Genomic DNA, 26,070 nt, shown 5'->3' on the forward strand with positions numbered 1-26,070 from the left:
TTCAACTGAACCACTGTGCGACGCCCAGCATGACGAAGAACGCACCGAACACCCCGACCATGATCGCAAACTTGGCGATCACGAAGGGGAACAACGCGACCGCGACCAACACGATCAACGCCCCTGTCAGCGAGATGCCGATTCCCTTGATGCGTCGCCTCCTGCCGTGAGCCCGCAAGGCGGCATCGGCCAGTTCATCGGCATCGACATCACCCAATCCGATCGCTCGCAGTTTGGCCAGGATCGCTCCCTTGGCCGCACCACCACGCGCGGTTTGTCGTGCCAGCTGACGTCCCCTGGCACGCAGCCCAGGATCGGCCGCATTTCGCCGTGGTGGAAAAGGGTTGGTCGCTGCCATTTTGAAAAGCAATCGATAGGTTTTGGCGACGGATGACGATGCGTTCTTATGCAAACCGGGTTTGGCTACTAAACTCTACACGCTCCTGCGGAAACAGACAAAACCCCAATGACAAGCCAGCCGAAACCGTCATCCATGAGCCAGCATCGCCCAACGCCTGTCGTTGACGTACTCCGATGAAGGCGGCTGAACTCTCCCAACGCCTGCGGGGTGCGGCGCGCGGGGACACGATGTTGTCGTTGCTGGATCAAGTCATCGTCAGCGGCACCCGGTTTGCCACCACGGTGATGGTCGGGCGATTCGGCTCCGAGTCCGAACTGGGGTACTATTCTCTGGCATTCAGTGTGTTCGTGCTGCTGGTCGGGTTTCAAGAGTCGTTGATTTCGATTCCCTACACGGTGTTTGTCAAACGCCTCTCGCCCGACGACCAATGCAAGTACGGGGCCAGTTCCCTCGGCCAGGCGATCGGGCTGAACCTGATCGCCATGCTGGTCTTGCTGATCGCGTGCGTGCTACTCCAGGTGACAAGCGGGGCGACGGGCATGATCGGATTGTTGTGGCTGTTGGTCGCCTTGCTGCCGTTCTTGATGTTGCGTGAGTTTGCCCGACGGATGGCGTTTGCGCAGCTTCATGTCCCGACCGCGATGGCGTTGGATCTGGCCGTCAGCGTGCTGCAATTGGGCGGACTTGCGGCCCTGGCACTGGCCGACCAAATGACCGCCGGTGCGGCCTTTCTGGTTTCGGGAATCGCCGCGGGGCTTGCCGGTCTGATCTGGTTGATCCTGGTTCGGTCCGGATTTGATTGGGACCGGGCCCGGTTCCGATCGGATTGGATCCGAAACGTTCGGTTCGGCAAGTGGGTCACCGGTGCGCAAATGACATCGGTCTTGCAAACCTACTTTGCCCACTGGTTGCTGGCGGCGGTCATCGACGAGCGAGCGACCGGCATCTATGCGGCGTGCATGACGGTCGTGATGCTGTCCAACCCGTTTATCCTGGGCATGAGCAACGTGCTGTCCCCCAAGGCTGCACATGCGTTCGCTGCCGGCGGAGCGGCCGCGGCGGCCAGTTTGGTTTGGCGTTTCACCGCCGTCATGTTGTCGATCTTGTCCGTGTTCGCCGTGCTGGTCGGCGTCTTTGGGAACGCGATTGTCGTCTGGATATTTGACCAGCAGTACGGCGGTCATGGAATCGCGATCCTGGTTTTGGCCTCCGGAACGATTGCGTTGGGAGCGGGATACTCGTTGGCCAGCGGGTTGCGCGCGATCAATCGCCCCGCGGCGAACTTTTGGGCCGGAATCTGGGGTTTGGCCGTGACCGTGGTGATCTCATCTGCCTTGGTCCATCGGGCCAGCATCCTGGGAACTTCCCTCGGTCTCGTCGGCGGTTTCTATGTCACAGCGGTCTACCGTTTGGTTGCGTTTCGCGCGGCGATCGCTGAAATGTGTCGCGGCGAAGATCCGGAAGGGGCATCGGCATCAAGCACGTGAAGACACCCTCCCTTTTGGAGGTAGTGCGGTTTACAAGTCTTTGATTCTGAGGGGCTTTTTCGGTTCCTCCAGACCTCCTGCCCGAATGCACCACCTCAAAGCAAGCCTCCTGCCAAAGGCAGTGAAACGCGTAATCGCCTTGTATCTCCGAAGTTTAAAACCGCACGACCTCTGCCAGGGAGAGTCGCGTCTGAATCGAACGCCGGCGGCGGTCGTCTCGAAGCCCATGTGACGGTTGTGCGGCCTTTGTGGATTCGTGCGCCGCACCGCGATTTAGATGACGAAGACGCGCAGCTGGAAGCGCCGGCTGTCTTGATCTATCCTTGCCCCATCCCGAAATCCCGATACTCAGGAAAACCAGGTCTTGTCCGTGGATCCATCCCCCAATGTCTCCGTCCTGATGACCGTCTACAACGGCATGCCGTATCTGGCAGAGGCGGTCGAGTCGATCCGCGCGCAGACCTACCCGCGATGGAAAATGATCATCGTGGACGATGGTTCGACCGACGATTCGGGCGACTACCTCGATTCGCTTGACGACGACCGCATCACGGTCATTCACCAGCAGAATGCTGGCACCGCAGTTGCTTCCAACCACGGGCTAAAACTGTGTGACACGGAGTTCTTGGCGCGGATGGACAGTGATGACATCTGTGACCCGACACGATTGGAAAAGCAAGTCGCGTTCCTGCAGGCTCACCCCCGCGTCGGCTTGGTCGGATCACAAATCGTCCCCCGCGGCGAGCTGCGATCCGGGCGTGTGATCCCGTTGGCGACGGATCATGAATCGATCTACAGCCAACTTCGCAAGGGGCAACACGCCATGTGCCACCCCACCATCTTGATGCGCACCGAGTTGCTCAAGGGCATCGGTGGTTATTGGAAACAACACGGCATGTTCGATGCCTGGGACATGTTTCTGCGGATGGGCGAAGTCGGCGAATTGGCCAACCTTCCCGAACCGCTGCTGGAGTACCGCATCCACACCGGAAGCATCAACGGAAAACACATGCGAAAACTGCAAGCGAGTATCGAATTCGCTTGCGAACTGGCCCGCCGGCGCGAAGAAAATCTGCCCGAGATCAGCTACGAAGCGTATTTCTCACAACGCGACCGAGCCGGAGTGCTCACTCGGCTGACCAAGCAGTTGAACGTCTACGCGCTGCTGCAATACCGGCTCGCATCGATCGATCTGCTGGGCGGCCGTCAACTGCGAGGTTACGCGCGGTTGGCGTGGTCCGCAGCTTGCTCGCCCGGACGTCTGGTCAATCGCCTGCTCCGGCAACTCAAGCTGGCTTGATCGGATGCCGGTGGAAGACAGATTGGACCCGGGCGTGAGGCAAGACGATGGAGCGGGATGATCCGGGAGGGGAGGATGGAGGCAGAATGATACGGGGCAGAATGATGGGGATTGTGTTGTGAGGTGAAGTGGCCCGCAGAGGGCGTCGTCGCGGATGGTATCCGTTGTCGACCTGGGTGTCAGGGGCGCCGTGACGGTGTGCGACGACGCGATTGTGGGCCGCTCGCTCACGCTTCCCGCTGGCATGTTGCCCTCATCATTCTGCCCCGTAACATTCTGCCTTCCCATCCTTCGCTTTTCTACAACCGTGACCAAGCCATCATCGCCCCGACCAGCAGGGCGCCGTTGAGCAGCACGGTTAATCCGAAGACGATTCGAAAGGACTGTTTCCGCGTTTTGTGGCGAAGCTTTTCTTGGGCGATCACGGCCCCCGGCCAGCCACCGATCAAGGCCATCAGGTGCAGCGTGTTTTCTTTCGTCCGCCACCTGCCGCTTCGTGCGGCCGACTTGTCAAACGCATACGCAACGAAGGTGGCCAGACTTGCGAGCAGATAAACCCAGAGGACCAACTGGGGCAATTGATTCGTCAACACCAACAGGCCGACGAAGACGAGGAACATCCATGCAACGATGACTGGCACCGCCGTCTTGGCACGGCGGCGCGGTGGATCGGCTGATTCAATGGCCAATTGAGCCTCGGCCGCACGAGGCCGGCCCTGGTCATCCCGCGATAACCTGTACGTCACTGGCATCCCCTGCTCCGGACGAATCCTGCGATCGCGGAATGCTCTGATGTGGACGAACACGTCGGGTTCGTCATCCCCGGTCGCAATGAATCCGTAACCTTTGTCATCGTTCCAAGTGATGATCGTACCGTTCCTATCCGGTCTCAGTCGCACTCGTTGTCTACCTTAGCTTTGTATCCGATTGGGGTGGACCGTCGCCGTCCTCTCCGAGATCGGCGCGGGGCAACGCTTCGTGTTTCCGCTCCGCCGAGTTCGGAGAACACGGCGACCCGCCGAACGCATCATCAAGTACGCAAATGGAGTTGCGGTAGACCACTATCGGATGCCAACCGGTCGGCCGGCGACGCGTTGGTTTTCAGTCGTCTTTCCGATCGACACGCCGATCCATCCGTCACGCAGTTCGAATTGCGTGATCCCGCTTTGCGGCGGTAATCGCTGGGCCAATAACTCCGGCGACGTCAACGGCAAGGGACGTGTCGGCGAGAGGACCTTGTTAAAGATCGCCCGCACGGGGAACCGCTGCCGCATCGACATCCCGGGCCCGCTGATGCTCAGGTGCCCGTCACGAACCAGCGACGCGTTCAATCCGTCGACTTGCGCCGTGTAGGCGGCTCGCACGATGAAGTTTCTCAGCCGCAACCGATCGCGTTGCAAGCGGATAATCCGCATCGTGATCCAGACCTTTCCGTCTTCGATTTCCACCGTGATCGGTCGATGCTTGGCGAATTGAATCAGCGTGTCCTCGGGCAAGTCTTCCGGCAACGGACGATCTTGAGCGCCCAGAACCTCGAAACACTGCGTCAACACCTGATCGATCGGCAACGCTTCATCCTGGGGAACCAGTTGCTCCAACGTGTTGTTCAATGCCGACTGGTGCATTTGAACGCTGAACAGGTTATCGCGAAGTGCTCGCGGCCGCGGCGTCATGGCGGCCAATTGGAAATCCCCCGCCATCCGATAACGTGCGATCAAACGGGACTCGGTGGAACTCATGTCGATCACTCGGGGGCGCAGTTGGAGTCGGGTCAACGGTCCCAGCACGGTGTCGCTGAATCGTGCGGTCGCTTCATCCACCTTTTCCGTCACCGTGCGATCAATCTCGTCACCGATCTGTGTACGGATCCGATTGCGTCCGATCCGGTCTGCCAACGACGCCTTCTCGAAGTATTGACTTTCGGCGATGTTCTGGACCAGCGTTCCCAACATCGGCCACGAATCATAGGTCGTGTTGATCCCACGCAGCCGCGATCGACCACCGACGTTGACCGACGGATCGCCCAAGTGGATGTCATCCGGCTTGATCGAAATCGGAGTGGCGGCCGCGTATGGATTCACACTCGTCGTCTTCACCGCCGCCGGTCCGCTGCGTCCGACACTCCGTGTGGACACGTCACCGATGGTTTCCAGACTCAGTTCCCATGTGGACGGGGACGGGATCAGGCGCAACCGCAAATCGGTGCTGACGCGGCTGACGCCGGTGACTCGGCTGCCCAGCATCGTCGTCCGCAGAGGAACGTTGCGGGTCGGCAACTCGGGCATCAAGCCACGCAACAGTTCCTCGCTGAGCGAAAATCGCACGTTCGCGTTTCGGTAGTGCGTGTCCAGGTGATCGGCCAACTGCTGGGCCTGGGGATGATCGGCGTGTCCGAGGGCTTGCATCGATTGCGCGATCTCCGCGGTCACCAAATCGATCGCGTTGGATTCCGCTCGTTCGATCTGATGCAGCAAGGCCGAGTAATCGATGGCACCACTGGCCCAGGGTTTGACCGCGGCGGCAAGCTCGGAAACCGCGGGGTCGGCGAGAAACCGTTGATGAATCGGCGCCAGGTTGGGCCATGTCAAACGGGCCAGGAACTGTTGCGCGATTTCACGCCGCGCGTTGTCGTCTCCGGATTCAAACGCGTCACGCAGCCGATCGATCAACAGGAACGTCACCCAGCCCTTGACATCCCCGGTCACCACCAGATGACGCTCCAGTTGGTCGATCGCGGCTGCGACCGACAACACGTCGTCCCCGACGTGATGCACCGCCGGAAAATCGCCGGAGTTGATTTTGAACACCGGTTCCCAAATCGCCAAACGTCGCTCGATCGAGTACGCGGCTTGCAGCCATGCCACACGTCGGCTGCGCGATCGCAAAGATTCGGCTCGAACCGAGGCAAAGCTTTGGGCCTGATGCAATTCGTCCAGCAGCGGTTGGACGTTGCGATCGCCCAGACGATTGGCTTGGTGCAGCCGATCCAGTAGATCGCGAACGGTGCGCGACCAAGCCAAGATCTCCTCGGTGCCCGTGTCAGGTGTCCCTGTCACGGTGAAATCCCCGGCGAAATCATCCGCGGGCAAATCGGTTCGCACGGCGATCGATTCAAGAATGTCCAACTGTTCGATCAACCGATTGGGCACCGGCCAAGTCGCCGAGCGAGGCTGGGTCAGGGGGCGCGAAGACCCCGGTTCGTCTGTTGCGTCCGAATCGGCCTTCCGAGTGATCTCGGCGACCTCAGGCGTCTGGCCTTCTTTGGGCGAGGGTTCCGATGCGGCCGACGATTGAGCCGGCTCCATCAATTTTGGCTCGGCATCCAATACGTCGCGGTTGGCTCGGCCCGGTGTCGGTTCGGTTGATCCCAAGTCGGGCGACAAATCTGCCACCATCGCGGCCGGGGCTTCGAACACCGATGGCAACGCCACATCGCTGGTAGGGCGTTCGGCCAACCGAGGCGACGGGGCGTCCAGACGCGCCGGCGGCTCGGCCTGGGTCAGCGGTCGGTCATCGGCAAAGAAGACGTCTGGATCGATCCGAATCACCATTTCGTTCCGCGATGAAACATCGGTTCCATCGAGTTGGACCGACACGCCGCTGTCGGTCGGCGGGGTCAGTTCCAGCACCGGCAGATCCCCGACCGAAACCGCTTCGTCGACGCCCGCATATCTGGCGTCAAAACCGAAGAGATCGCTGTGGGCATCCAACGAGGGAGCGGGTACACCCGCGATCGCCGGCTGCTGCAACTCGAACGACGCATCCGTCCAGGACTCGATGTGCGACAGTTCGGCCCACGCATCGGCCGGTACCCGAACGGTGGAGCGATCCGCCGTCGCCGCCACCGACGATTGGCTCACCGACGATGAACGCGCTGCCAGTTCACGCGACGATACTCCGGCGTGGGTGACGCTGGTGGGCGAGACAATCGGCAATCCGGAACGTGCCGGTGTCCGCTCGGCCAAGCCCGCGGTTTTCCACAGCGCCACGGCACCGGAGAGCACTATTTTCGCTCCCGGGTCGGCTTGAAGGGCCAGCCAGCTGAATCCGGTTACCATCACGGACGCCGTGAGCGGCCAAATCACCAGAGAACGTTTCACATCCTTGCGCATCGAACGACCATCGGTCAAAGAGAAAAGCATACGGTTTCCGTCACCGCCTTGGCTGTCAATCGGCTCGATCGCTTCGGCCGGTCCAGCGCGGTTGTCCGTTGCGGCGAAAACTCGCCCGTCGCCGCGCCGACTGGTTGTCCGGCGATTTCCCCTAATCGGCAATTCTTGCCAGTTTGGTTTATGTTGCCACCATGCCACCCACGATGCCGGGTGTACGAAAACGACCCGTCTCGCAAGACTATTGCCTGTAATCCCTGTCCGGTCGGCCTGGCGTGCCCCTGAACGTTAGACGTGACTCGGCCGAGACCCCTGATTCGGTTGCCGTCGGTAGCCGTGCGGAAAAGAGTGAATCCATTCGGAGTGGTGATGGCGAAGAAAAAGGCAAATGCAGCGTTCGAATACGTGGAGCCGATTGGTGATCGAGTTCTGGTGCGCAAGGACGAACCCAAACGCGAAACGCGGGGCGGCATCGCGCTGCCCGATGCGGCCGAGATTCCAACGATCACTGGACGCATCGTCACCATCAGTGCAGTGGTGGAGAACGACGAAGAGCTGCCGCTGCGTCAATACGACAAGATCCTGTTCCACCCCAAAAACGCGGTCCCCGTCGATTTGGAGCACGACAACCAGCTGTTCGTCGTGCCGGTGGACGATATCGTCGCGGTGTTTCGCCGTGAGAAGCCGGAAGAGGAATGAGAACACATTTGCCATCGGATGAGTTACACTGGGTGGCAGGCGGAATTCCGCCGAAGATGTCGTGGGTTCGAGCTCACTCGCCGTAGGGGGAACTCGCTCGCGACAGAGATCCGAGTCGTTGATGCCCGTAGCCGGAAACATGACTTCAGTCACCGATTTAGTCAGCCGCAGCCAAGAAGGGACCGAAGGCGAAACCGACCGATTGTTCTCGGTGATGTACGACGATCTGCGTCGCCTGGCGGGCCGTTTCTTACAGAACGAACCGCTCCGAAATCGGCTCAGCAGTTCGTCGCTCGTCCACCAAGCCTACATGCGGATGGTGGACCATTCACGGATCAATTGGCAAGGCAAGACCCACTTCTTTGCGATCGGCGCCACCGTGATGCGACGGATTTTGGTCGACCATGCCCGCAAGGTCCAATCGTTGAAGCGGGGGGGCGGATGGGAGCGCCGTCAATTGCACGACGACGTCACCTTTGAACTCAACCGCGACGACGATGTGGTGGCGCTTGACGATCTGTTGCAACAACTGGCCAAACTGAATCCGCGGCAAGCCAAGATCGTCGAGCTGCGTTTTTTTGGCGGCATGACGATGCGTGAGATCGCCGCGGAAATGAAGTTGGGGCTGCGGACGATCGAGAAGGAGTGGGCGATGAGCCGGGCTTGGATGCGACGTGAATTGCGACGCGACAGCGAAGACGTCGAGACGACTTGATGGACGCGGAGCGTTACGCGCGGGTCCGCGAGTTGTTCCTGGCCATCGACGACCTGCCCAGTGACCAACAACGCCAATTCCTGGCCTCGCAGTGCGGCGACGACCAGACGCTGATCGACGAAGTGATGTCGTTGCTTGAGGAGCACGACCGCGAATCAGCGCAGCTGGAAGGCAATTCGGCCAAGAAGCCGGCGATCCCGTCGGCCATCCCGGAGGCAGCCGCCACTGCGTCAGCCGAGTCCGCTGCGTCAGCCGATTCCACTGCGTCAGCCCCAGAATCCGACGGCAACGCCTCGACGTCTCACGCCCCCTTCATGCCGGGGGCCCAACGCGACGTGCCCATCGATGCTTCGGGTGAACAGTCGGGCGCCGGCCTTGCGGCTCGAGAGCGTCATCAAAGACGCGGAGACTTTCGAAGCGGCGTGCGAAAGTCACGCCCGGGCACCAAAGCCGGGACCAGTAAACCGGCCCCGTTGAAATCGTCTCAGATCACGCAACAAAGTTCGCAGCGGACGCACGCGTCTCCCCGCTATCGCGACGAGGAACCGGCGACCCGGCGGCGACCGTCGGCAGGGATCTGGCAAACACGGGCGACCAAACATCGTCGCTTCAACGCCGGATGGCTGTGGTTGGCCGCGATCCTGCCGACCGCGCTGGCCGGCTGGTGGACCGTCACTCAGGTTCAGACCCACGTCCGTCAATCCGCGGCCACGGAACTGGCCACCGTGGCCGATGCCGTGCGAACTAGCGTCAATCAATTCCTGGTCGATCAAGCACGTTTGGCCCAGTCGTGGGCCCGCCAAGACCAACTTCGGGCCGCGGTCGTCTCACTGGTCCAAACCAGCCGCCAAGAGGATTCAGCCGGCGCCCTACGTGATTCTCCCGCCGCGATCACGATCCGCCAACAACTGATTGCACAGTCGCAACAACCGGACATCAAGTACGTCGTCTGGGATCGCACCGGCCGGGTCATCGCCAGCTGGTTGCCCGACGGAGCCGACGTCGGGGGCAATGTCGCGCCCGACGGGGCGGCCGATTTGGCCCGCGCGATGCGCGGCGAAACGGTCCTGTTCGGCCCCAAGATTTTGACTGCCGATGACAATGGCTTCCGGCCGGAAATGCAATCGCCGGTGATGGCGGAGATCCTGCCGATTCACGATGACGGCGGTCGCGTCGTCGCGACGATGTTGATTCGAGGGTTCGGCATGTACGAAGCGTTGGACCAGATCTTTCGCGAAGCGTCAGGCACAGCCGGACTGGACGTTTATGCGGTCAACTCCGCCGGCGTGATGGTCACCAACAGCCCCCGTGCCCAGACGTGGTTGGTCGATGATGGAGATGGTGATGGCAGGGAGGACGACGGCCGGGTGTCGTGCCGGTTGAGAGTTTCCGACCCGGATACCTCCGCCGCCAGCGCCACGAAACTGAACCTGCACCTCAGGCGGTCACAGCCATTGACCTATGCCGTGGCCGGGGTAGCGTCGGGACAATCCGGATCACAACTGGATCCCTATCGCAACTATGCCGGTATCGAAGTGGTGGGCACGTGGCGATGGCTGAATCAATGGAACTTGGGCATCGTCGCCGAACGGACCGCCCGGTCGGCATTTGCGACCGCCCGGACGGTGCAGTGGGGATTCATCGTGTTGGCATGCATGCTGACGCTTACCGTGTTGATCGCCGCCAGCCGAATCGCCAAACGGACCGCCATCGCCCAAGCTGCCGTGCACCCGCTCAGCCGGTACGAACTGGTCGCCGAATTGGGCAGCGGGGGAATGGGCGTCGTCTATCGCGCCAAACACGGACAACTCGGTCGCGACACCGCCTTGAAGGTATTGCGCGGGGACCGGGACAATCTGGAAGACCGCTTGCGATTCGATCGCGAAGCCAAATTGGCCGCGTCGCTGAGCAACCCGCACACCGTCACGATCTATGACTATGGGCGTGGCGACGAAGGTGAAGCGTATTGTGTGATGGAGTTTCTCAAAGGCATCACGCTGTACGACGTCGTCGCACGCAGCGGGTTTCTGCCGTATGGACGGGCGCTGTTCATCCTGCGTCAGGTCTGTGATTCCCTGGGCGAGGCCCACAAACTGGGGCTGGTTCACCGCGACATCAAACCGCAAAACATCATGTTGTCCCTGGACGCCTCGGTCGGGGACTGGGCGGTCGTGTTCGATTTCGGGTTGGCCAAACCGCTGCAACCGGACGCGGATTCGTATCAGACCGCCGAAACGATTTGGGCCGGCACGCCGATGTACATGGCCCCCGAACGCTATCGTGAACCGAACAACATCGACCCGCGCTCGGACATCTATTCGGTCGGATGCATCGCGTACTTTCTGTTGTCCGGGCGGCCGCCTTTCATCGAGTGTGACCCCGAGTCGTTGTTCGCCCTGGTGTTGACCGAACAGCCGATCAGCATCAGTGTGCATCGTGATCAGGACGTCCCCGAGGAAATCGTCGCGGTCGTCAAACGATGCATGGCGAAAAGCGTGGACGATCGGTTCGCGACGGTCGACGAATTGGCGGCCGAGCTGGACCGATTGATTGCCGACTACCCTTGGTCGGTCGAAGAAGCAAGGTCGTGGTGGCGGATCCACGGATCGGAAGTCGGTTGAAATCGTCTCAGATGGAGAGGTAGGAAGATTTTGGAGGTAGGAAAATTGGTGAGGTTCAATGGAGGGTGCAATTCACCATTTTCTTACTCACAAAATCTTCTTACCCAACGTTACTTCACCGAAACGACGCCCGATACTTGCCCGGTGTGATGCCTTTTTGTTTGCGAAACATCACGCTCAGGTATTCCGCGTGTTCGATCCCACAGCGACGGGCGATCAGATCCAACGGGAACGAGGTCTCGCGTAGCAAGCGTTCGGCACGCTGGATTCGCGTGGCCACGATCATCTCGTGGGGCGTCTTGCCCAACATCGCTTTGAATCGCAGCTCCAGCGCCCGGCGGGTCATCGTCGTCGTGGCCACCACGTCGCCGACACGAATCCCCGAACAGGCGTTGGCCAGAATGTAGCGGGCGGCATTTTCGATTTCGGGATCGTCCACCGCCACCGTGTCGGTCGAACGCCGCGTCGAGATCCCGATCGGCGGCAACAACGTCGCCGTGGCCGGTACATCCTGGCCGTCCATCATCTTTTCCAACAACTCCGCCGCCACATACCCGGCCTGTTCGGCATCGGGAATCACGCTGGTCAGCGGCGGCGACGCCAACCGACACAGCAGCGGATCATCGTCCACGCCCAGCACCGCGATCGAGTCGGGGACGCTGCGTCCCGCTTCGTGACACAAATCCAACACGCGCCGGGCTAGCGAATCATAAGCCGCCATCAATCCGCACGGGCTGGGCAACTGCTTGATCCACTGCAACAGCCGCCCACGTTGACGCGCCCACGGCGAACGGGCGGAGTCCTTCGGCAGATCAAACACCGACACTTCCAGCTGATGCTTTTCAGCCGCACGGACAAACGCGTCACGACGCCAACACGCCCAATTGAACTCCGTCTCCCCACAGAAAGCCAGCGACCGCAATCCCCTCTCGGCGAAATGTTCGACTGCCAAATCCGCGATCTGTTGATCGTCCGTCTCCAGCCAAGGGATGTCCGGCAATTGCCGCGCAGCGCTCAGATCGATCGTCGGAAGCCCCGTCGCCTGCACCGCCCGAGCGATCGTGTCGGTCTCGATCCGTGCCAGAATGCCGTCGCCCGGGTAGCGACGCAACCAGCTGGGTGGATCCGCCCCGCGATGCTGTTCGGGAAGGTCCACTTTCCAGCGGCCGAATTCTTCCTGATAACGCAATACACCCCGCAACAGCCCCCGGGCGTACTCGTTACTCGATTCGATCAGCAGGGCGACGCTTCGTTGTTGCATGTGAAATAGCGTAGCAATGATGCGCGATATTGCATTGATGGAGTTGCGATTTTTGCTAAGTTTGTCGCTCGTCGGGCGAAACCACGCCGCCGCGTTGCCGGTCGCCCGGCCCGTTCCCTTCCCTCCCCTTTGCCCCTAGGTTTCCCATGTCCAAACCTGTTCGCGTCGCGATGATTGGGCTCGGTTTTGGCGCCGAGTTCATTCCGATCTATCAAGCTCATGCCGGCGCCGAAGTGGTCGCCATCTGCCGACGAAACGAGGCGGAGTTGAACAAGGCGGCCGACCAGTTTGGGATTGAGAAACGTTACACCGACTACGACGCGGTGTTGGCCGATCCGGACATCGACTACGTTCACATCAACAGCCCCATCCCCGACCACGCCTGGATGTCGCTCAAGGCGCTCGACGCCGGAAAGCACGTGATGTGCACCGTGCCGATGGCCACAACGATCGATGAATGTCGCCAGATCGTCGAAAAGGTGAAGGAGACAGGGTTGAAATACATGATGGCCGAGACTGTGGTCTATAGCCGCGAGTTCTTGTTCATCAAACAGATGTACGAGAAAGGTGAGCTGGGAAAAATCCAACACCTCGCCGCCTCGCACCCGCAAGACATGGATGGCTGGCCGAGCTATTGGGAAGAAATGATTCCGATGCATTACGCCACCCACGTCGTCAGCCCCTGTCTGGGACTGACCGACGCGTTGGCCGAATACGTCAGCTGTTTCGGATCGGGCGTGGTGCGTGATTCGATCGCCGAAAAGTCGGGCAACCGATTCGCCGTCGAAACCTGCCACGTCAAACTCAAGGACAGTGATCTAACGGCGCACATCTGGCGGTTCTTGTACGACGTCGCCCGCCAGTACCGCGAAAGCTTTGACGTCTATGGAACCAAGAAGAGTTTCGAGTGGACGTTGATTGAAAACGAACCACACGTTATTCACACGGCGAAGAAGCCGGAGCCGGAGATCGCCGAAAAGATCGAAGTCCCCGACTTTGCCCACCTGCTGCCGCCGGAGATTCAAAAGTTCACGCTGCCGTCGGAAATCCACGACGCCGATCACCTGTCGTTCGTCCAAGGCGGCGGGCACGGCGGATCGCACCCGCACTTGGTTCACGAAATGGTCAGCGCGGTCACCGAGGATCGCGACCCGTGGCCCAATGCCGTGACCAGCGCCAACTGGACCTGCGTCGGTTTGTGTGCCCATGAGTCGGCGCTCAAGGGTGGCGAGATCGTCAAATTGCCCGAATTCACCTTGCAGAAATAGTCCCGCGCCTGTGGATGAATCGAATCCTGATTCCGGTGCCTGGCTGCCGTTGTTTCGACAGCGGGCCGCCGAATTGGGGTTCATCAACGCCGGGATCGCCCCGGCAGTCGATTCGGCCGGTTTTACGGATCTGGTCCGCTGGATCGAAAGCGGCTACGCGGCAGGGATGAATTACTTTGCCGACCGCTTGGACGCCTACCGCCACGCCGACGGCGTGATGGCAGGCACCAAAAGCATCATCGTGTTGGCTTATCCCTATCCGGCCGATTCCGACCCGTCGACGCACGATGGACGTGGTCGAGTCGCTCGCTACGCTTGGCCCGGTATCGATTATCACGACACGATTCACCACAAATTAAAGCAACTCAAGCGCCTGGTCGCGGATGCCGCGCCGGAGGTTTCGACACGCGGCTGTGTCGACACCGCGCCCTTGTTGGAACGGGAACTGGCACAATTGGCCGGGCTCGGCTGGCGAGGCAAAAACACATTGCTGCTCAATCGACATCACGGCAGCTATTTCTTCTTGGCGTGTTTCTTGGTCGATGTGGAACTGCCGTATGATGCGCCCCACGCGACCGATCATTGCGGCACCTGCACCGCATGCCTGGACGCCTGTCCGACCGACGCCTTTCCCGCCCCCGGCGTTCTGGATGCCAGTCGCTGCATCAGTTATTTGACGATCGAACACCGCGAATCGATCCCGCCGGAATTGCGCGAAGGCATCGGATCGTGGGTCTTCGGTTGCGACGTCTGCCAGGAGGTTTGCCCGTGGAACCGCAAGCCGTCGCGACGCAGCCAAACGGCACAGGAAGATCGGCCCCTGACGGATCTGGATCTACTGTCATTCTTTGCAATGGACGAAGAAACTTTCCGCGCGACGTACCGTAAATCGCCGCTCTGGCGAACGCGGCTCCGAGGCATACGCCGCAACGCCGCGATCGTGCTGGGCAATCAAGGCGCCCCCTCCGCGCTGCCGGCGTTGCAGCGCGGAGCCGCCGACGAAGACGAAATGGTCGCCGAAGCCTGCCGCTGGGCGATCAAAAAGATCACGCGGTAGCAACGCAATCCACGCCCGGCGCTTTTCTGTTCCATCTTTCCGCTTTGATAAACAAATCGAAAGCGTCGCTGACTCTGCATTCGTAGTGCGCCAGCTGTTCTTTCGTTTTACCGTAGCGGACCCCGTCACGTGTTTCGGCGTCCTCGGCGACTGCTCAAACGTCTGGGGAAAGCCCGTTACGGACCGGACCATCATTGCGGCGTCAGAACGGCCGTCATCAGGGTTGTTGACGCGCGCAATCACCCACTGTACTATCTCAGTAACACACGCGACGTTTGCACTATCCCGCCATCACGGAGAACGCGATCGGATGAGTCGATTAATGGTGTGTCTCCTGGCAGCCGTCGTCGCCGCAGCGGCCGGCGGTAGTGAACCATTTTTACCGCTACGGCCCGAGGGCAACGCTGAACTCCGTGGTCGCGTTTCGATCGAAGGCGATGAATTTGCGTTGCAACTGGTCGATCGCGACGGGGACGGCGACTACCTGGGCAACGCGGATCGTTTGTCCATCGATTTGGATCGCGACGGCCGGTTCCATCCACTGCGTGAACGCTACGCATCCGGCCGCCCCTTGAGGCTGCGAGAGGTTGACGCAGCCGATCGCTACGAAATTCGATTGCTGGAAAACCCGTGGCGCATCCGGCTGATTCCGATCCGCGGCATGGGGGCCATCCGAGTCCGTTTGGATCAACTGCAGCCTAACGCCGTGATTTCAAAGCTGAACGCGACCTTCGTTTCGAAAAGTGGGATCCATCGTGAGATCCAATCGGTGGACGAAGCGGTCGTGATCCCTGCGGGCAGCTATCGCCTGCAGAGCGTGTTCATCGAAGCGAACGACGGTCGCCACTGGTCGATCGAGTTTAAGAACTTTAACGCCAAGCTGGCCTACTCGATCAATGTCGCAAAGGACCAGACCACATCGTGTGCGTTGCTTGGAGCATTGCATCTCGATGCACAGATCGCAGCGAGGGATTATCTGGGAGGAAAATTGTTGGTGTTGCCGCAGTTTATCTCGGAAACCGGCCTGACGCTGGTGCGTTGTGAAGTTGGCGATTTAGAACCGAGCGACGAAAGCCGATTGGCTGCATCGCTGGTCAACACCAGCGGATCCGACAAAGTGATCGACCGGCGTAGTTCCGGATTCGCCTGCGGAAGTCTTTGCCCGCTGGTCTTCAAAACCGACGGGCTGATTGAACCACAAATGCAGATTCGGCTAATGTTCGATATCGGCCCCTTGGGGGGCGTGATCCGGCATCAGGTTGCGGTCAAACGACCTGCGTATCAACCGCCTGCGAACGACAAACCGTTTCTAAATATCGAGCAATAGGAAACCAGATGAATCGTGTGCCTATCGAACAGGCTGGAGCGTCATGGGCGCTGGCGATGTTTCTGCTCTGGCAGGGATGGCTCTCGGGCGCTGATGCATATGCTGTGGATCGAGACCTTGTGCAGGTTCGCGTTGTTGATAGGAACGGTCAACCGATTGACAACGCGACGGTTCGAATCGTTGGCCTGATGTCCACGCCGGATATCGGCACGTGGCACCAGACCCCGGGGCAACTCACCATCCCATCGGTTTCCAGCGGACAGTACGAAATCGCAATCCAACGCCGTCATCAAGCATTCTTGCATCATGACCGTGTGCTACTGGAGGTCACCGCCCCCACACGCGAATTGTATTTCCGCGAAGTGTTTCAGACACGCTTGCGGTGTGGTGTTCCACTGGATGTCACACTCAATCCACAGGCCACAGACACGATTCGAGTGGTTGATGATCAAGGCAATTCCGTCGCCGGCGCACGACTGGCCCCAGCGGTTTGGGGCACCACCGTGATTCCCAAATATCACGGGATCCCAGAATCGGCTTCCACCGACGCCGAGGGTAAAACCCAAGCGACGTGGATTGATCCGGCGCGGCTTTCCATGGTTTATCTCTGGAGCGACTCGCTCGGGAACCAGCGATTGCCGGTGACGCGCGGTGATGACGGGCGGTTGAGTGTCGTCGCGCTCAAGACTTACAACACGGCGGGACGCTGGACCGCAGAATCCGAACCCGAGCCGGATTCACCGTTTTTCTCTACAGCCATCACCGTTGCATCTTCGCCGCAGAAATTTTCGTTCTCGCAAGGTGCAACGCAGGTCTACACCTGGGGCACCACCGTGCAGCGCCCCGACGGCACGCTGCCACCGGTTCAACTGACGCCCGGAAACCTCGTTTACACTTCACAGATGCCCAGCAGTGTTCCGCTGACGACACAGCACCAGCGAGCCGCTGGGGCGACGATCGACGAACACCAGCTCTACCAGATCGAATGGTTTGACGGCATTCGCCTTCGAGGCCAGATCGTCGATGAACACAGCGGCGATCCACTACCGGATCTCACCGTCCTGCATTTTTCGATGTCTCACTCCAATGGCATCACCGACGACGACGGGGTATTTCAGATTTGGTTCGCGCGCGGAAGCCGGATTAGCTACTTTCCACAAGATGTGCTCGGACGACACATCAAAGCCGGGGGCTTTTACCTCTATCCCCAACAGTTGCCGGTCGATGGAAACCTGCAATTGGATCCGACACCGATGCAACGAATGTCGGCGGCGATCGGTAAAGTGGTCGATCCCCAGGGCCTTCCGATCGCTGCGGCACAGGTTGAGTGTCAATTCAAGGATGAACGTTTCACCCGAACGCAAACCCTGTACAGCAATGCCAAGGGTGAATTCCGATTCAATCACGTCCTCGAAAACGCCACCGTCCAGCTGACCGCCCAGCACGAAACGATGATGACGGAACAGCCCGTTTCGGCCTTGTTGTCAGAGACGGACGAAGTGCTGTTGAAGGTTGTGCCGCGGCATGGCGTTGTGATCCGTGGCCGTGTCGTCGATGCCGACGGCAAAGCGATCGAGCGTGTCAGTGTGACCACAAGGACACCCCAAGTCATCCAGCAGGAACTCTACAACGGGCGGGATACCGTTGCTGTCGAACTGTTCGGCGGTAAGTCGTCGATCGCGACCGACCAGCAAGGCGTTTTTGAATCACGTCCGATCGTCGATTGGAATCGTGACATCTCCCTCGAGCTGAACGCCCCCGGCTATCGGATGGCAGCCACCTATTGGCGAGACGCTTCGATTGCCGGGAACAACAAAACCGATCTGGATTTCGGGACGATCACGATGCATCCCCAGTGGAAAACGATCGATCAACCGATCCAAGTGATCGACGCGGATTCCAAACACCCGCTCGCCGGCGCCCGAATCGCTTGCCGCGGCGCCTACGTCGAACACCAACGTCACCATAGTGATTCCGATGGTCGAGCGACATTTCGTATCGCCGACAGTACGGCCGTCTTTGCCGTCCATCACGACGGCTATCACCCCGCGGTCATCGTGCGACAGGTCGGTCGGCCGATCGGCCCGATCGGGTTGCATCGGCTGGACGCCGGACCGCTCTCAACTCCGCCCATTCAACCTAAGTCCCAGACGCAAGTCGACGCGACGACGTTGGCCGGCCGCATGCTGCAACGATTCACCAAACCCGAGCCGTCAGACACGTACCACCGTCTTGCAAGTTACTATCACACCCTCGCGATCGCAGACTTTGACTCCGCCCACTCCGAACTCAGTGAACTCGCGAAGTTGCCCAATATGAAATCAACGATTGGGATGATGATTGCGCAAATGAAGGGGCTGGACGCCGATCAAAAGAAGCGAGTGTTGCCGTTGTTGGATGACAAGATCGTCTTCCATTTTTCCCTTTCATTGGCTGACGAGGCCACCGAATCCGAAGAGCGTCTCGAATGGCTCGGTGAAGCCCTGGTTTTGGCTCGACAACAGGCCGGCGACGACGGGCTGGCTTCGATCGGTCAACTGGCAGCCAAATTGTTCGAACACGATGAAGTCGAGATGGCGAAGGACTTGCTTTCGGACGCCTATGCCGACCATCCGAAGTTGGCGGAAATTCTGGCCTCCGGTGAGCGTCAGAAGGTTGCCGGAGTCGCCAGGGTGTTCTTGCCCGTCTACGCGACGGTCGACCCCGAAAAAGCATCCGAGTTGATTGCGTTGACGGCTTATGCCGACGAAATCGATCGATTGCAAACCCTGGCCGTTCGTTTTGCCGCCGAATACGGTGACCAGTCGCCGGAAACGCTCTGCAAGCGACTGGGAATCGATCGCTTGTCATCGCGGGGGATGACCGCCGGACATCTGAATCTGAAACACCGTGATGCGAAACGTGGATTGGCCCTCGCCGAACGATGCGACGATGAACTGGGCAAAGCCGACTTCTTGTTCGAACTGGCCAAAACCTCCGATGCGGATGTACAAACAAAATCTGAATTGGCCCGTCAAGCGTTGCAGATCATGGAGTCTCCCGACGAGGGAGCGATGATCCTGCAACCGCGACATTGGTTGGCCGAACGCATCGAACAAGTCGCGCTTTGGGACCCGGACCTCGCCGAAGAATACTTGTTCGCATCGATCTGGATCGAGAATCAGTCCAGTCGTATCACACCGTTTTTTCCGACCGCGACCCTGGCGATTCACCTTGCTCCGGTGAACCCAGGCATCGCCAAGGCCCTGGTCGAACCCTGTTTTGATGACTGGTCTTGGTTGTTCGGCCAGCGCGATCAGTCCGTGATGTTTTCCCACGCCTTACCCCTGCACGCGGCCGCAGCGATCGATCCCGATTGGGCTCATGCCCTGGTCAACGACCTGCTGCACAACCACATCGAGGGCAACGAATCACGCAAATTGCTGATCGTCTCCGGAATCGCCGCCTCACTGATCGATTGAGGCTCCATCTGGGTTGGGCTGGGAAAGGGGTAAGAAGATTTCGGGGGTAAGAAGATGATGAATTGCATCCTCCATTGAGTCTCGCCAATTCTCCTACCTCCAAAATCGTCCTACCTCTCCACCTGACACGTCAAAGTCCGCAGCGCGTCGGCCAATCGCTGGTATTGATCGATGCTGTTGTAGGCTTGGGCGGAGATCCGCAGACAAGGCAGGGTGCCGCCGAGCAAAAAGACCGGGACTTCGATTGCGTGTTCGCGATAAAGTTGCCGCTGGAACGCGTTGACGGCCGCCTTGTCGCCGAAACGCTCCGCTGGCAACGGAACCGATGCCAGACTACCGAGCATCTCCACGGGTGCCGGAACCGAGCAGTTCAAGGCATCCAGCAACAGCTCGCGACCGGCGACAACGAGCGTGTGATTGTTCCGCATCAATTGCGACAATCCGCCTTCGACCAATCCGCTCAGAAACTCGATCGCCGTCGGCATCGCCAAAATCGGCGTCGGATCGTAGGTCCCGATCCAATTGAACTGAGCCAGAAACGGTGTTCGACCGAGTTCCGGTGTGTTCGCACCATGGCTGATCGTCGTCGGGTGAACGGTCGATTGCAGTTCCCGGCGCACGTACAGAAAACCCGACGTCTTCGGACCGCACAGCCACTTGTGGTGATTGGCGGTGTAATAATCCGCGTCCAAGTCACGAAGGTCCACCGGCACCATCCCGGGCGCGTGCGCGCCGTCAATCATCACGCGAACCCCACGTCGGTGCGCCAATTCAACCAGCTCTTTGACGGGCAACACCAATCCCGTCGGACTGGTCACGTGATCGATCAACAACAACCGTGTCTTCGAAGTCATAGAATGATCAATCGCGTCGATGACCTGCGAGCTTGAACGAATCGGAAACGGCAACTCTGCGACCGACACCGACGCGCCGCTTTGCTCGGCCGCGTACCGGGCCGCATTGTTACAAGCGTTGTAACCGTGGTTGGTGATCAGCACTTCATCGCCCGCCGCAAACGGGAACGATCGCAGCACGGAATTCACGCCGTCGGTCGCATTGCGAACAAATGCCAGGTCTTCAGAATCCGCGCCGACAAGCTGAGCAATGCAATCGCGGACGTGATCCAGTTTGGGCAGCAGCGACCGTTCCGGCCCCAGGAATTCGATCGGGTCGCGCTCCAGACGCTCGATCCAGCGACGCTGGTCTTCCAGCACGACGATCGGCGTCGCACCGAACGAACCGTGGTTCAAGAAATCGATGTCCGGATTGAGTCGCCAGTGGGAGCGATGCGGGTTGGTCAATGGACTTGTAGGGGCATGTCGGGTGAAAAGGTAGGAAGATTATGGAGGTAGGAAAATTGGTGAGACTCAATCGAGGACGCAATTCATCATCTTCTTACCCCCGAAATCTTCTTACCCCGTTTCAGTGCGTTCCAAGTCATGGAATGGACACCTACACCAGAATCGGTTCGATTAAATCACCGTGCACATCGGTCAGACGAAACCGTCGGCCCTGGTACTTGTACGTCAACCGTTCGTGGTCGATTCCCATCAAGTGCAGAATCGTCGCGTTGAAATCGTGAACGTGGACACCGTTTTCGATCACGTTGTATCCGAATTCATCGGTCTGGCCGTAGCTGAATCCGGGTTTGATCCCGCCGCCGGCCATCCACATGGTGAAGCAGCGTGGATGGTGATCGCGGCCATAATTGTCGGCCGTCAACACGCCTTGTGAATACGACGTGCGTCCGAACTCGCCGCCCCAGATGACCAACGTGTCATCCAACAACCCGTGTCGTTTCAGGTCCTTGATCAGCGCCGCCGACGCTTGGTCAGTCTCCTTGGCCTGACCACGAATCCCCTTGGGCAAGTTCGAATGTTGGTCCCAGCCTTGGTGGTAAAGTTGGATGAAACGAACATCGCGTTCGGCCAACCGCCGGGCCAACAAACAGTTCGCGGCAAAGGTCCCCGGCTTGCGAGCGTCCTCGCCATACATTTCGAACGTCGATTCCGGTTCGTCGGAAAAATCGGCGACGTCCGGCACGCTGGCCTGCATCCGAAACGCCATTTCGTATTGCGCGATCCGCGATTCGATCTCCGGATCCAGTTCTTTGGCGAATTGGTGCTGATTTAGATCATTGATCGCATCCAATTGGGCCCGTCGACGGCCCCGGTCGACTCCGCCGGGATTCGACAGATACAACACCGGATCGCTGCCGCCGCGAAACTGGACGCCTTGGTATTTGGAATCCAAAAAGCCGTTGCCCCACAACCGCGCATACAACGGTTGGCCGCCTTGGCCGGCGGAGACGAGTACGATGAAGGCGGGCAGATCATCGTTCACGCTGCCCAGACCATACGACAACCAAGCCCCCAACGACGGACGTCCGGCGATTTGCGCCCCCGTTTGGAAAAGCGTGATCGCGGGGTCGTGATTGATCGCCTCGGTGTACATCGATTTGATGAAACAAACGTCGTCGGCGATCTCGCGATGGTGCGGCAACAGATCGCTCAGCCAGGCGCCCGATTGACCGGCCTGGGAAAACTTGAATTGAGATCCCGCCAGCGGCAGCAACGACTGATTGACCGACATACCGGTCAAACGCTGCTCGCCGCGGACTTCCGCTGGCAATTCCTGGCCGTTCATCTGGTTCAACAGCGGCTTGTAATCGAACAAGTCCTGCTGCGCCGGTCCGCCGGACTGGAACAGATAAATGATCCGCTTGGCTTTGGGCGGAAAATGCAACCCACCACCTGTGTCCGTGACCGTCGTTTCGCGTCCCATCAAATTGCCGAGCGCCGCGGCGCCCAAGGCAACGCCGGCACCGCTGCTTTTGAGAAACAGACGGCGATTGGCTGCCATGGCATGGCTGAGAGAATTGGGGTTCATGGTTGTGACCAGGTAGGAAAGGAGACGGGGGTGATGCGATCCGCAATTGGTTGTACGACGTCCTTTCTAGGTCGTCGCGTCGAGTCCCGCGGACGACGGCCCGGAAGGGCCATCGTACCCACAGAAACAAATGGTCCGGCTAGCGTTTCCAAACCGTTGCATCCAAGTTCATCATCGCCTGGCAGACGACGGTCATCGCGGCCAGCTGTGGCGGTGGGACGTCCGAAGCGACCGTCGACTGGCCGATCGCAAGCAGTGCGGCGGCACGTTCGGGCTCGTCGGCAAAGTAAGCTTGTTCTTCTTTCAACAGCGACAGTAAACGCTCCAGCTCGTTCGTATCTGCGTTGCGACCGGTCAATTTCAAAAAGGCGAGTTGAACGCGTTCGGGATCGTCGTTTTGATTCATCACCGATTCGGCCAGTGCGCGTGCGGCTTCGACGAATTGAACGTCGTTCATCAATACCAATGCCTGAAGCGGCGTGTTGGTGCGTGATCGCTCCATCGTGCAGACCTCACGCGTTGTCGCGTCGAGCGCCAACATGTTGGGCAGCGGCGCCGTGCGTTTCCAAACCGAATACAACGATCGTCGGTAAAGCGCGGTGCCGACCGATTGCTGGTACGGCGGAGACATGCCGTTGGATTCCCGCCACAGGTCGCCGCCGGGCTGATAGGGCGACACCGGCGGCCCGCCTTGTTCGTCGTTCATCAGTTCCGAAGCCGCCAACGCCAGGTCGCGAATCTGTTCGGCGGCAAGACGACTGGCCGGCCCGCGGGCGAGCAACAGGTTGTCGGGGTCACGCTGCAGTTTGTCCGCGTCGACGCGTGAATCCTGGCGATAGGTCGACGACAGGACGATTTGACGACACAAACGTTTGACGTCCCATCCGTTGTCGACAAAATCGCGAGCCAACCAGTCGAGCAGCTCCGGGTGCGTCGGCAATTCGCCTTGCAACCCGAAATTTTCCGGCGTCGTGACCAGCGGGCTGGAAAAGAAGTTGCCCCACAGCCGGTTGACGGCCACCCGCGCCGTCAGCGGGTTTCGCGAATCGGTCACCCACTGTGCCAATCCCAACCGATCACGCGGTGCCTGATCGGGAAACGGCAGTCCGAACTGGGAGAACGTGTCGCGGTTCACCCGCGTGTCTTCGTTCTTGGGAGCATCGTATTGGCCTCGGGCGAGAATGTACGCCGGACGAGCCTGATCCATCTCCTGCATCACCGGAATCTCGTTCATCGCTTCTTCTGCCATAACCAACGCTTTCCTGGCGTCGGTCAACGTTTGCAGGGATTGGCGAGCCGGTGTATCGATCGCCGCAGCAAAGTAGGCCTCGGTCGGTTCGATCGGCTCGCCCGTGGCCAGGTGTTTCATTTCCGGTTCGGTCAACGCCCGGTCATAAACTCGCACGTCATCGATCAACCCGCCGGCGAATCCGCGTGCGCGAAAACGTTGCCCGATCACGAATTCGCCCCCGTGATCGACCACCACGTTGGCCCGCTTTTTCACCTGATCACGCAAGACGTCCGTCTCCAGCAGGACACCATCCAAGTACAATCGCAATCCGGCCGCTTGTGACGAACCGTCATAGGTCGCGGTGACCTGGTGCCAGGCGCCCGCGGGAATCGGATCGATCGTGCGAACCGACATCGCGTTACCAGGCCAGACACGGGCCATCCGCGATTCCAGATGACCGTTTTCGATCGTCAGGTCCCAGCCGTTGTAACCACAATCGGTGCCTCGGGTGTGATGAACGATCACGCTGCGATGAGGCGTGCGTTTGGTATCCCGCAGCGTCACCACAACCGAAAACGGCGTCCAGCGATCAAAGGCGGGAACTCCGTGCGTCGTGACGCCGCGTTCACCGTCCAACACGATCGCACGGCGCGGCACCGCGACCGGTTCCGGCGCAGCATCCTGTTGGTCGTCGCTGGCAGTTCCAGTCGCTTCGGCAGCCTTACTGGTGCGTTGTTGGTCCGCTGCCAGCGCCGGATCCAGCCGCGGGATCGAGCAATCCTGGACCGCTTGCAACGGGGACATCGACGTCCACGAGCGGTCGGACTGCGACGGGTGATAGAGATCCTTGATGGACTTGTCGAAATCGACGTCAAACCCGATCGCCAATCGCAGGTCCGGAATCGGTGACACGGTGTCCGAATCGCGTTTCCACGATTCGTATCGTTGTGCGGATTGGCGCAACACGTTCGCGTAATCTTGCTCGGCCGCACGCAGCGTTTCCATCGCCTCTCGACGTGCCGCTTCCTGCTGCTCGGTCGGCAGCAACAACGACGGACACGGGACTTTTTCGGTGCGGTCATAGACGCCGCTTTCGTCGATCGAATTGAAGAACGCCGACAGCGAATAGTAGTCACGCATCGGGATCGGGTCGTACTTGTGATCGTGACAGCGGCAACATTCTAGGGTCAGCCCCAGCACCGCGGTGCCGAACGTATGCACGCGGTCGGCAACGTTCTCGACACGCCACTCTTCAAACACCGCCCCGCCTTCGTTGTTCAGCCGGTGAATCCGATTGAACGCGGTCGCCAACTTCTGCTGGCGCGTCGCATCGGGCAACAGGTCGCCGGCCAGTTGCCACGTCAAAAAATCGTCATAGGGCAGGTTCTCGTTCAGCGCGTCGACCACCCAGTCGCGATAGGGCCACTGTGTATTTAGCTTGTCACTCTGGTAGCCGTACGAATCGGCGTAGCGGGCGGCATCCAACCACGAAACCGCCATGTGCTGGCCGAAGCGTGAGGATTGCAACAATCGATCGACGACCGATTGGTATACCGCATCGCGATGACGGCGGCTGTCGTCTCCGGCCAACGCGTCCTCAAACTCGCGGATCTCCGCGGGCGTCGGCGGCAAACCGGTTAAATCCAACGTCGCGCGGCGAAGCCAGCGTTTTGGATCGGCGGCCCGATTGGGCAGCATGCCTTCACGATCCAAGCGATCCAGCACAAACCGGTCGATCGTCTGGCGACACCACTCGGGTTCTTCTGGATTGGGCACCGTGACGCTTTCCGGCAACGGCATGAACGACCAGTGTTCGGCATACGCGGCCCCTTCATCGACCCACCGCTGCAGCGTCTGCTTTTCCTTTTCGCTCAGGCTGAGCTTGGAATGCGGCGGCGGCATCAACAGATCTTCGTCGTCGCTGAGAATCCGATCGACCAGCTCGCCGGATTCGATCAAATCGATCGCCTCCTCGCGGACGTCCAGCCGTAGCCCGGCCTCGCGGTTCTCCTCGTCCGGACCGTGGCAATAATAGCACTTGTCCGACAGGACCGGCCGAACGTCTCGGTTGAAATCAAGATCCTCGGCCAGGCAAAGCGTCGATTGAAAGACGACGGCGGCAAAGATGAACGGTCGAACCATGGGGAAATGATCCATCAGACGCGGAAGAGTTCGGTTTTACGGGACGCTGTGAGGAAGCCATCGCCGCGTTGACGTCGCGACGCTCGCCAGAGCGCGGAGAATCTCGGCGAACCACCTTCTGGCGAAGGTAGCTACGTTGGAC

At 59.7% G+C, this 26,070-nt stretch carries 16 protein-coding genes; 9 read left to right on the top strand and 7 right to left on the bottom strand.

What is annotated here, in order from left to right; all coding sequences use genetic code 11:
- Position 1 precedes the first annotated feature (1 nt).
- On the bottom strand, positions 2-358 hold the full coding sequence (locus tag Mal15_RS16500) for a hypothetical protein (RefSeq protein WP_147868771.1): 357 nt from the start codon (positions 356-358) through the stop codon (positions 2-4).
- Positions 359-534: 176 nt separating this feature from the next.
- Between Mal15_RS16500 and Mal15_RS16505 the strand changes: the two genes are divergently transcribed.
- Together Mal15_RS16505 and Mal15_RS16510 are read left to right on the top strand one after the other, a co-directional pair.
- Positions 535-1,848 carry a lipopolysaccharide biosynthesis protein gene (locus Mal15_RS16505; RefSeq protein WP_147868772.1) on the top strand — a complete coding sequence of 438 codons (1,314 nt, stop codon included), beginning with the start codon at positions 535-537 and terminating at the stop codon, positions 1,846-1,848.
- A 370-nt stretch (positions 1,849-2,218) separates the two neighbouring features.
- Positions 2,219-3,148, top strand: coding sequence for a glycosyltransferase (locus Mal15_RS16510; protein WP_147868773.1), 930 nt, complete (start codon positions 2,219-2,221; stop codon positions 3,146-3,148).
- Between the two features lie 299 nt (positions 3,149-3,447).
- Here the strand turns inward: Mal15_RS16510 and Mal15_RS16515 are convergent, their stop codons facing one another.
- Complete coding sequence (locus Mal15_RS16515) at positions 3,448-4,047, bottom strand: cold shock and DUF1294 domain-containing protein (RefSeq protein ID WP_147868774.1); 600 nt, start codon at positions 4,045-4,047, stop codon at positions 3,448-3,450.
- Positions 4,048-4,209: 162 nt separating this feature from the next.
- Positions 4,210-7,290 (bottom strand): hypothetical protein, encoded by a 3,081-nt coding sequence (locus tag Mal15_RS16520; RefSeq protein WP_147868775.1) that lies wholly within the window; start codon positions 7,288-7,290, stop codon positions 4,210-4,212.
- Between the two features lie 336 nt (positions 7,291-7,626).
- Here Mal15_RS16520 and Mal15_RS16525 point away from each other — a divergent pair, with 336 nt between their 5' ends.
- From Mal15_RS16525 to Mal15_RS16535, 3 genes are all read left to right on the top strand, one after another.
- Positions 7,627-7,956 carry a co-chaperone GroES gene (locus Mal15_RS16525; RefSeq protein ID WP_147872102.1) on the top strand — a complete coding sequence of 110 codons (330 nt, stop codon included), beginning with the start codon at positions 7,627-7,629 and terminating at the stop codon, positions 7,954-7,956.
- Positions 7,957-8,095: 139 nt separating this feature from the next.
- Positions 8,096-8,671 (top strand): sigma-70 family RNA polymerase sigma factor, encoded by a 576-nt coding sequence (locus Mal15_RS16530; RefSeq protein ID WP_147868776.1) that lies wholly within the window; start codon positions 8,096-8,098, stop codon positions 8,669-8,671.
- Entirely contained in the window at positions 8,671-11,292 is a 2,622-nt protein-coding gene (locus tag Mal15_RS16535) for a serine/threonine protein kinase (RefSeq protein ID WP_147868777.1), read from the top strand. The genes Mal15_RS16530 and Mal15_RS16535 overlap by 1 nt, the downstream gene beginning before the upstream one ends.
- Positions 11,293-11,407: 115 nt before the next feature.
- Here Mal15_RS16535 and Mal15_RS16540 read toward each other — a convergent pair whose 3' ends face one another.
- On the bottom strand, positions 11,408-12,553 hold the full coding sequence (locus tag Mal15_RS16540; protein ID WP_147868778.1) for an AraC family transcriptional regulator: 1,146 nt from the start codon (positions 12,551-12,553) through the stop codon (positions 11,408-11,410).
- A gap of 146 nt (positions 12,554-12,699) precedes the next feature.
- Between Mal15_RS16540 and Mal15_RS16545 the strand changes: the two genes are divergently transcribed.
- The 4 genes from Mal15_RS16545 to Mal15_RS16560 all read left to right on the top strand — a co-directional run bounded on the left by Mal15_RS16545 (position 12,700) and on the right by Mal15_RS16560 (position 19,666).
- Positions 12,700-13,821 (top strand): Gfo/Idh/MocA family protein, encoded by a 1,122-nt coding sequence (locus tag Mal15_RS16545; RefSeq protein ID WP_147868779.1) that lies wholly within the window; start codon positions 12,700-12,702, stop codon positions 13,819-13,821.
- A gap of 10 nt (positions 13,822-13,831) precedes the next feature.
- Positions 13,832-14,878 carry a tRNA epoxyqueuosine(34) reductase QueG gene (queG, locus tag Mal15_RS16550; RefSeq protein WP_233903497.1) on the top strand — a complete coding sequence of 349 codons (1,047 nt, stop codon included), beginning with the start codon at positions 13,832-13,834 and terminating at the stop codon, positions 14,876-14,878.
- Between the two features lie 310 nt (positions 14,879-15,188).
- Positions 15,189-16,205, top strand: coding sequence for a hypothetical protein (locus tag Mal15_RS16555; protein WP_233903498.1), 1,017 nt, complete (start codon positions 15,189-15,191; stop codon positions 16,203-16,205).
- An 8-nt stretch (positions 16,206-16,213) separates the two neighbouring features.
- Positions 16,214-19,666, top strand: coding sequence for a carboxypeptidase regulatory-like domain-containing protein (locus Mal15_RS16560; protein ID WP_147868782.1), 3,453 nt, complete (start codon positions 16,214-16,216; stop codon positions 19,664-19,666).
- Positions 19,667-19,776: 110 nt separating this feature from the next.
- Here Mal15_RS16560 and Mal15_RS16565 read toward each other — a convergent pair whose 3' ends face one another.
- The 3 genes from Mal15_RS16565 to Mal15_RS16575 all read right to left on the bottom strand — a co-directional run bounded on the left by Mal15_RS16565 (position 19,777) and on the right by Mal15_RS16575 (position 25,928).
- Positions 19,777-20,967, bottom strand: a complete 1,191-nt coding sequence (locus Mal15_RS16565) for an aminotransferase class V-fold PLP-dependent enzyme (protein ID WP_147868783.1) — start codon at positions 20,965-20,967, stop codon at positions 19,777-19,779.
- Between the two features lie 151 nt (positions 20,968-21,118).
- A complete protein-coding gene (locus tag Mal15_RS16570) occupies positions 21,119-22,555 on the bottom strand; it encodes a DUF1501 domain-containing protein (protein ID WP_147868784.1) in 1,437 nt (478 codons plus the stop codon).
- A gap of 139 nt (positions 22,556-22,694) precedes the next feature.
- Positions 22,695-25,928 (bottom strand): DUF1553 domain-containing protein, encoded by a 3,234-nt coding sequence (locus Mal15_RS16575; RefSeq protein WP_233903499.1) that lies wholly within the window; start codon positions 25,926-25,928, stop codon positions 22,695-22,697.
- Positions 25,929-26,070 lie beyond the last annotated feature (142 nt).

The sequence above is a fragment of the Stieleria maiorica genome (genome assembly GCF_008035925.1).
GTDB classification, from domain to species: Bacteria; Planctomycetota; Planctomycetia; order Pirellulales; family Pirellulaceae; genus Stieleria; species Stieleria maiorica.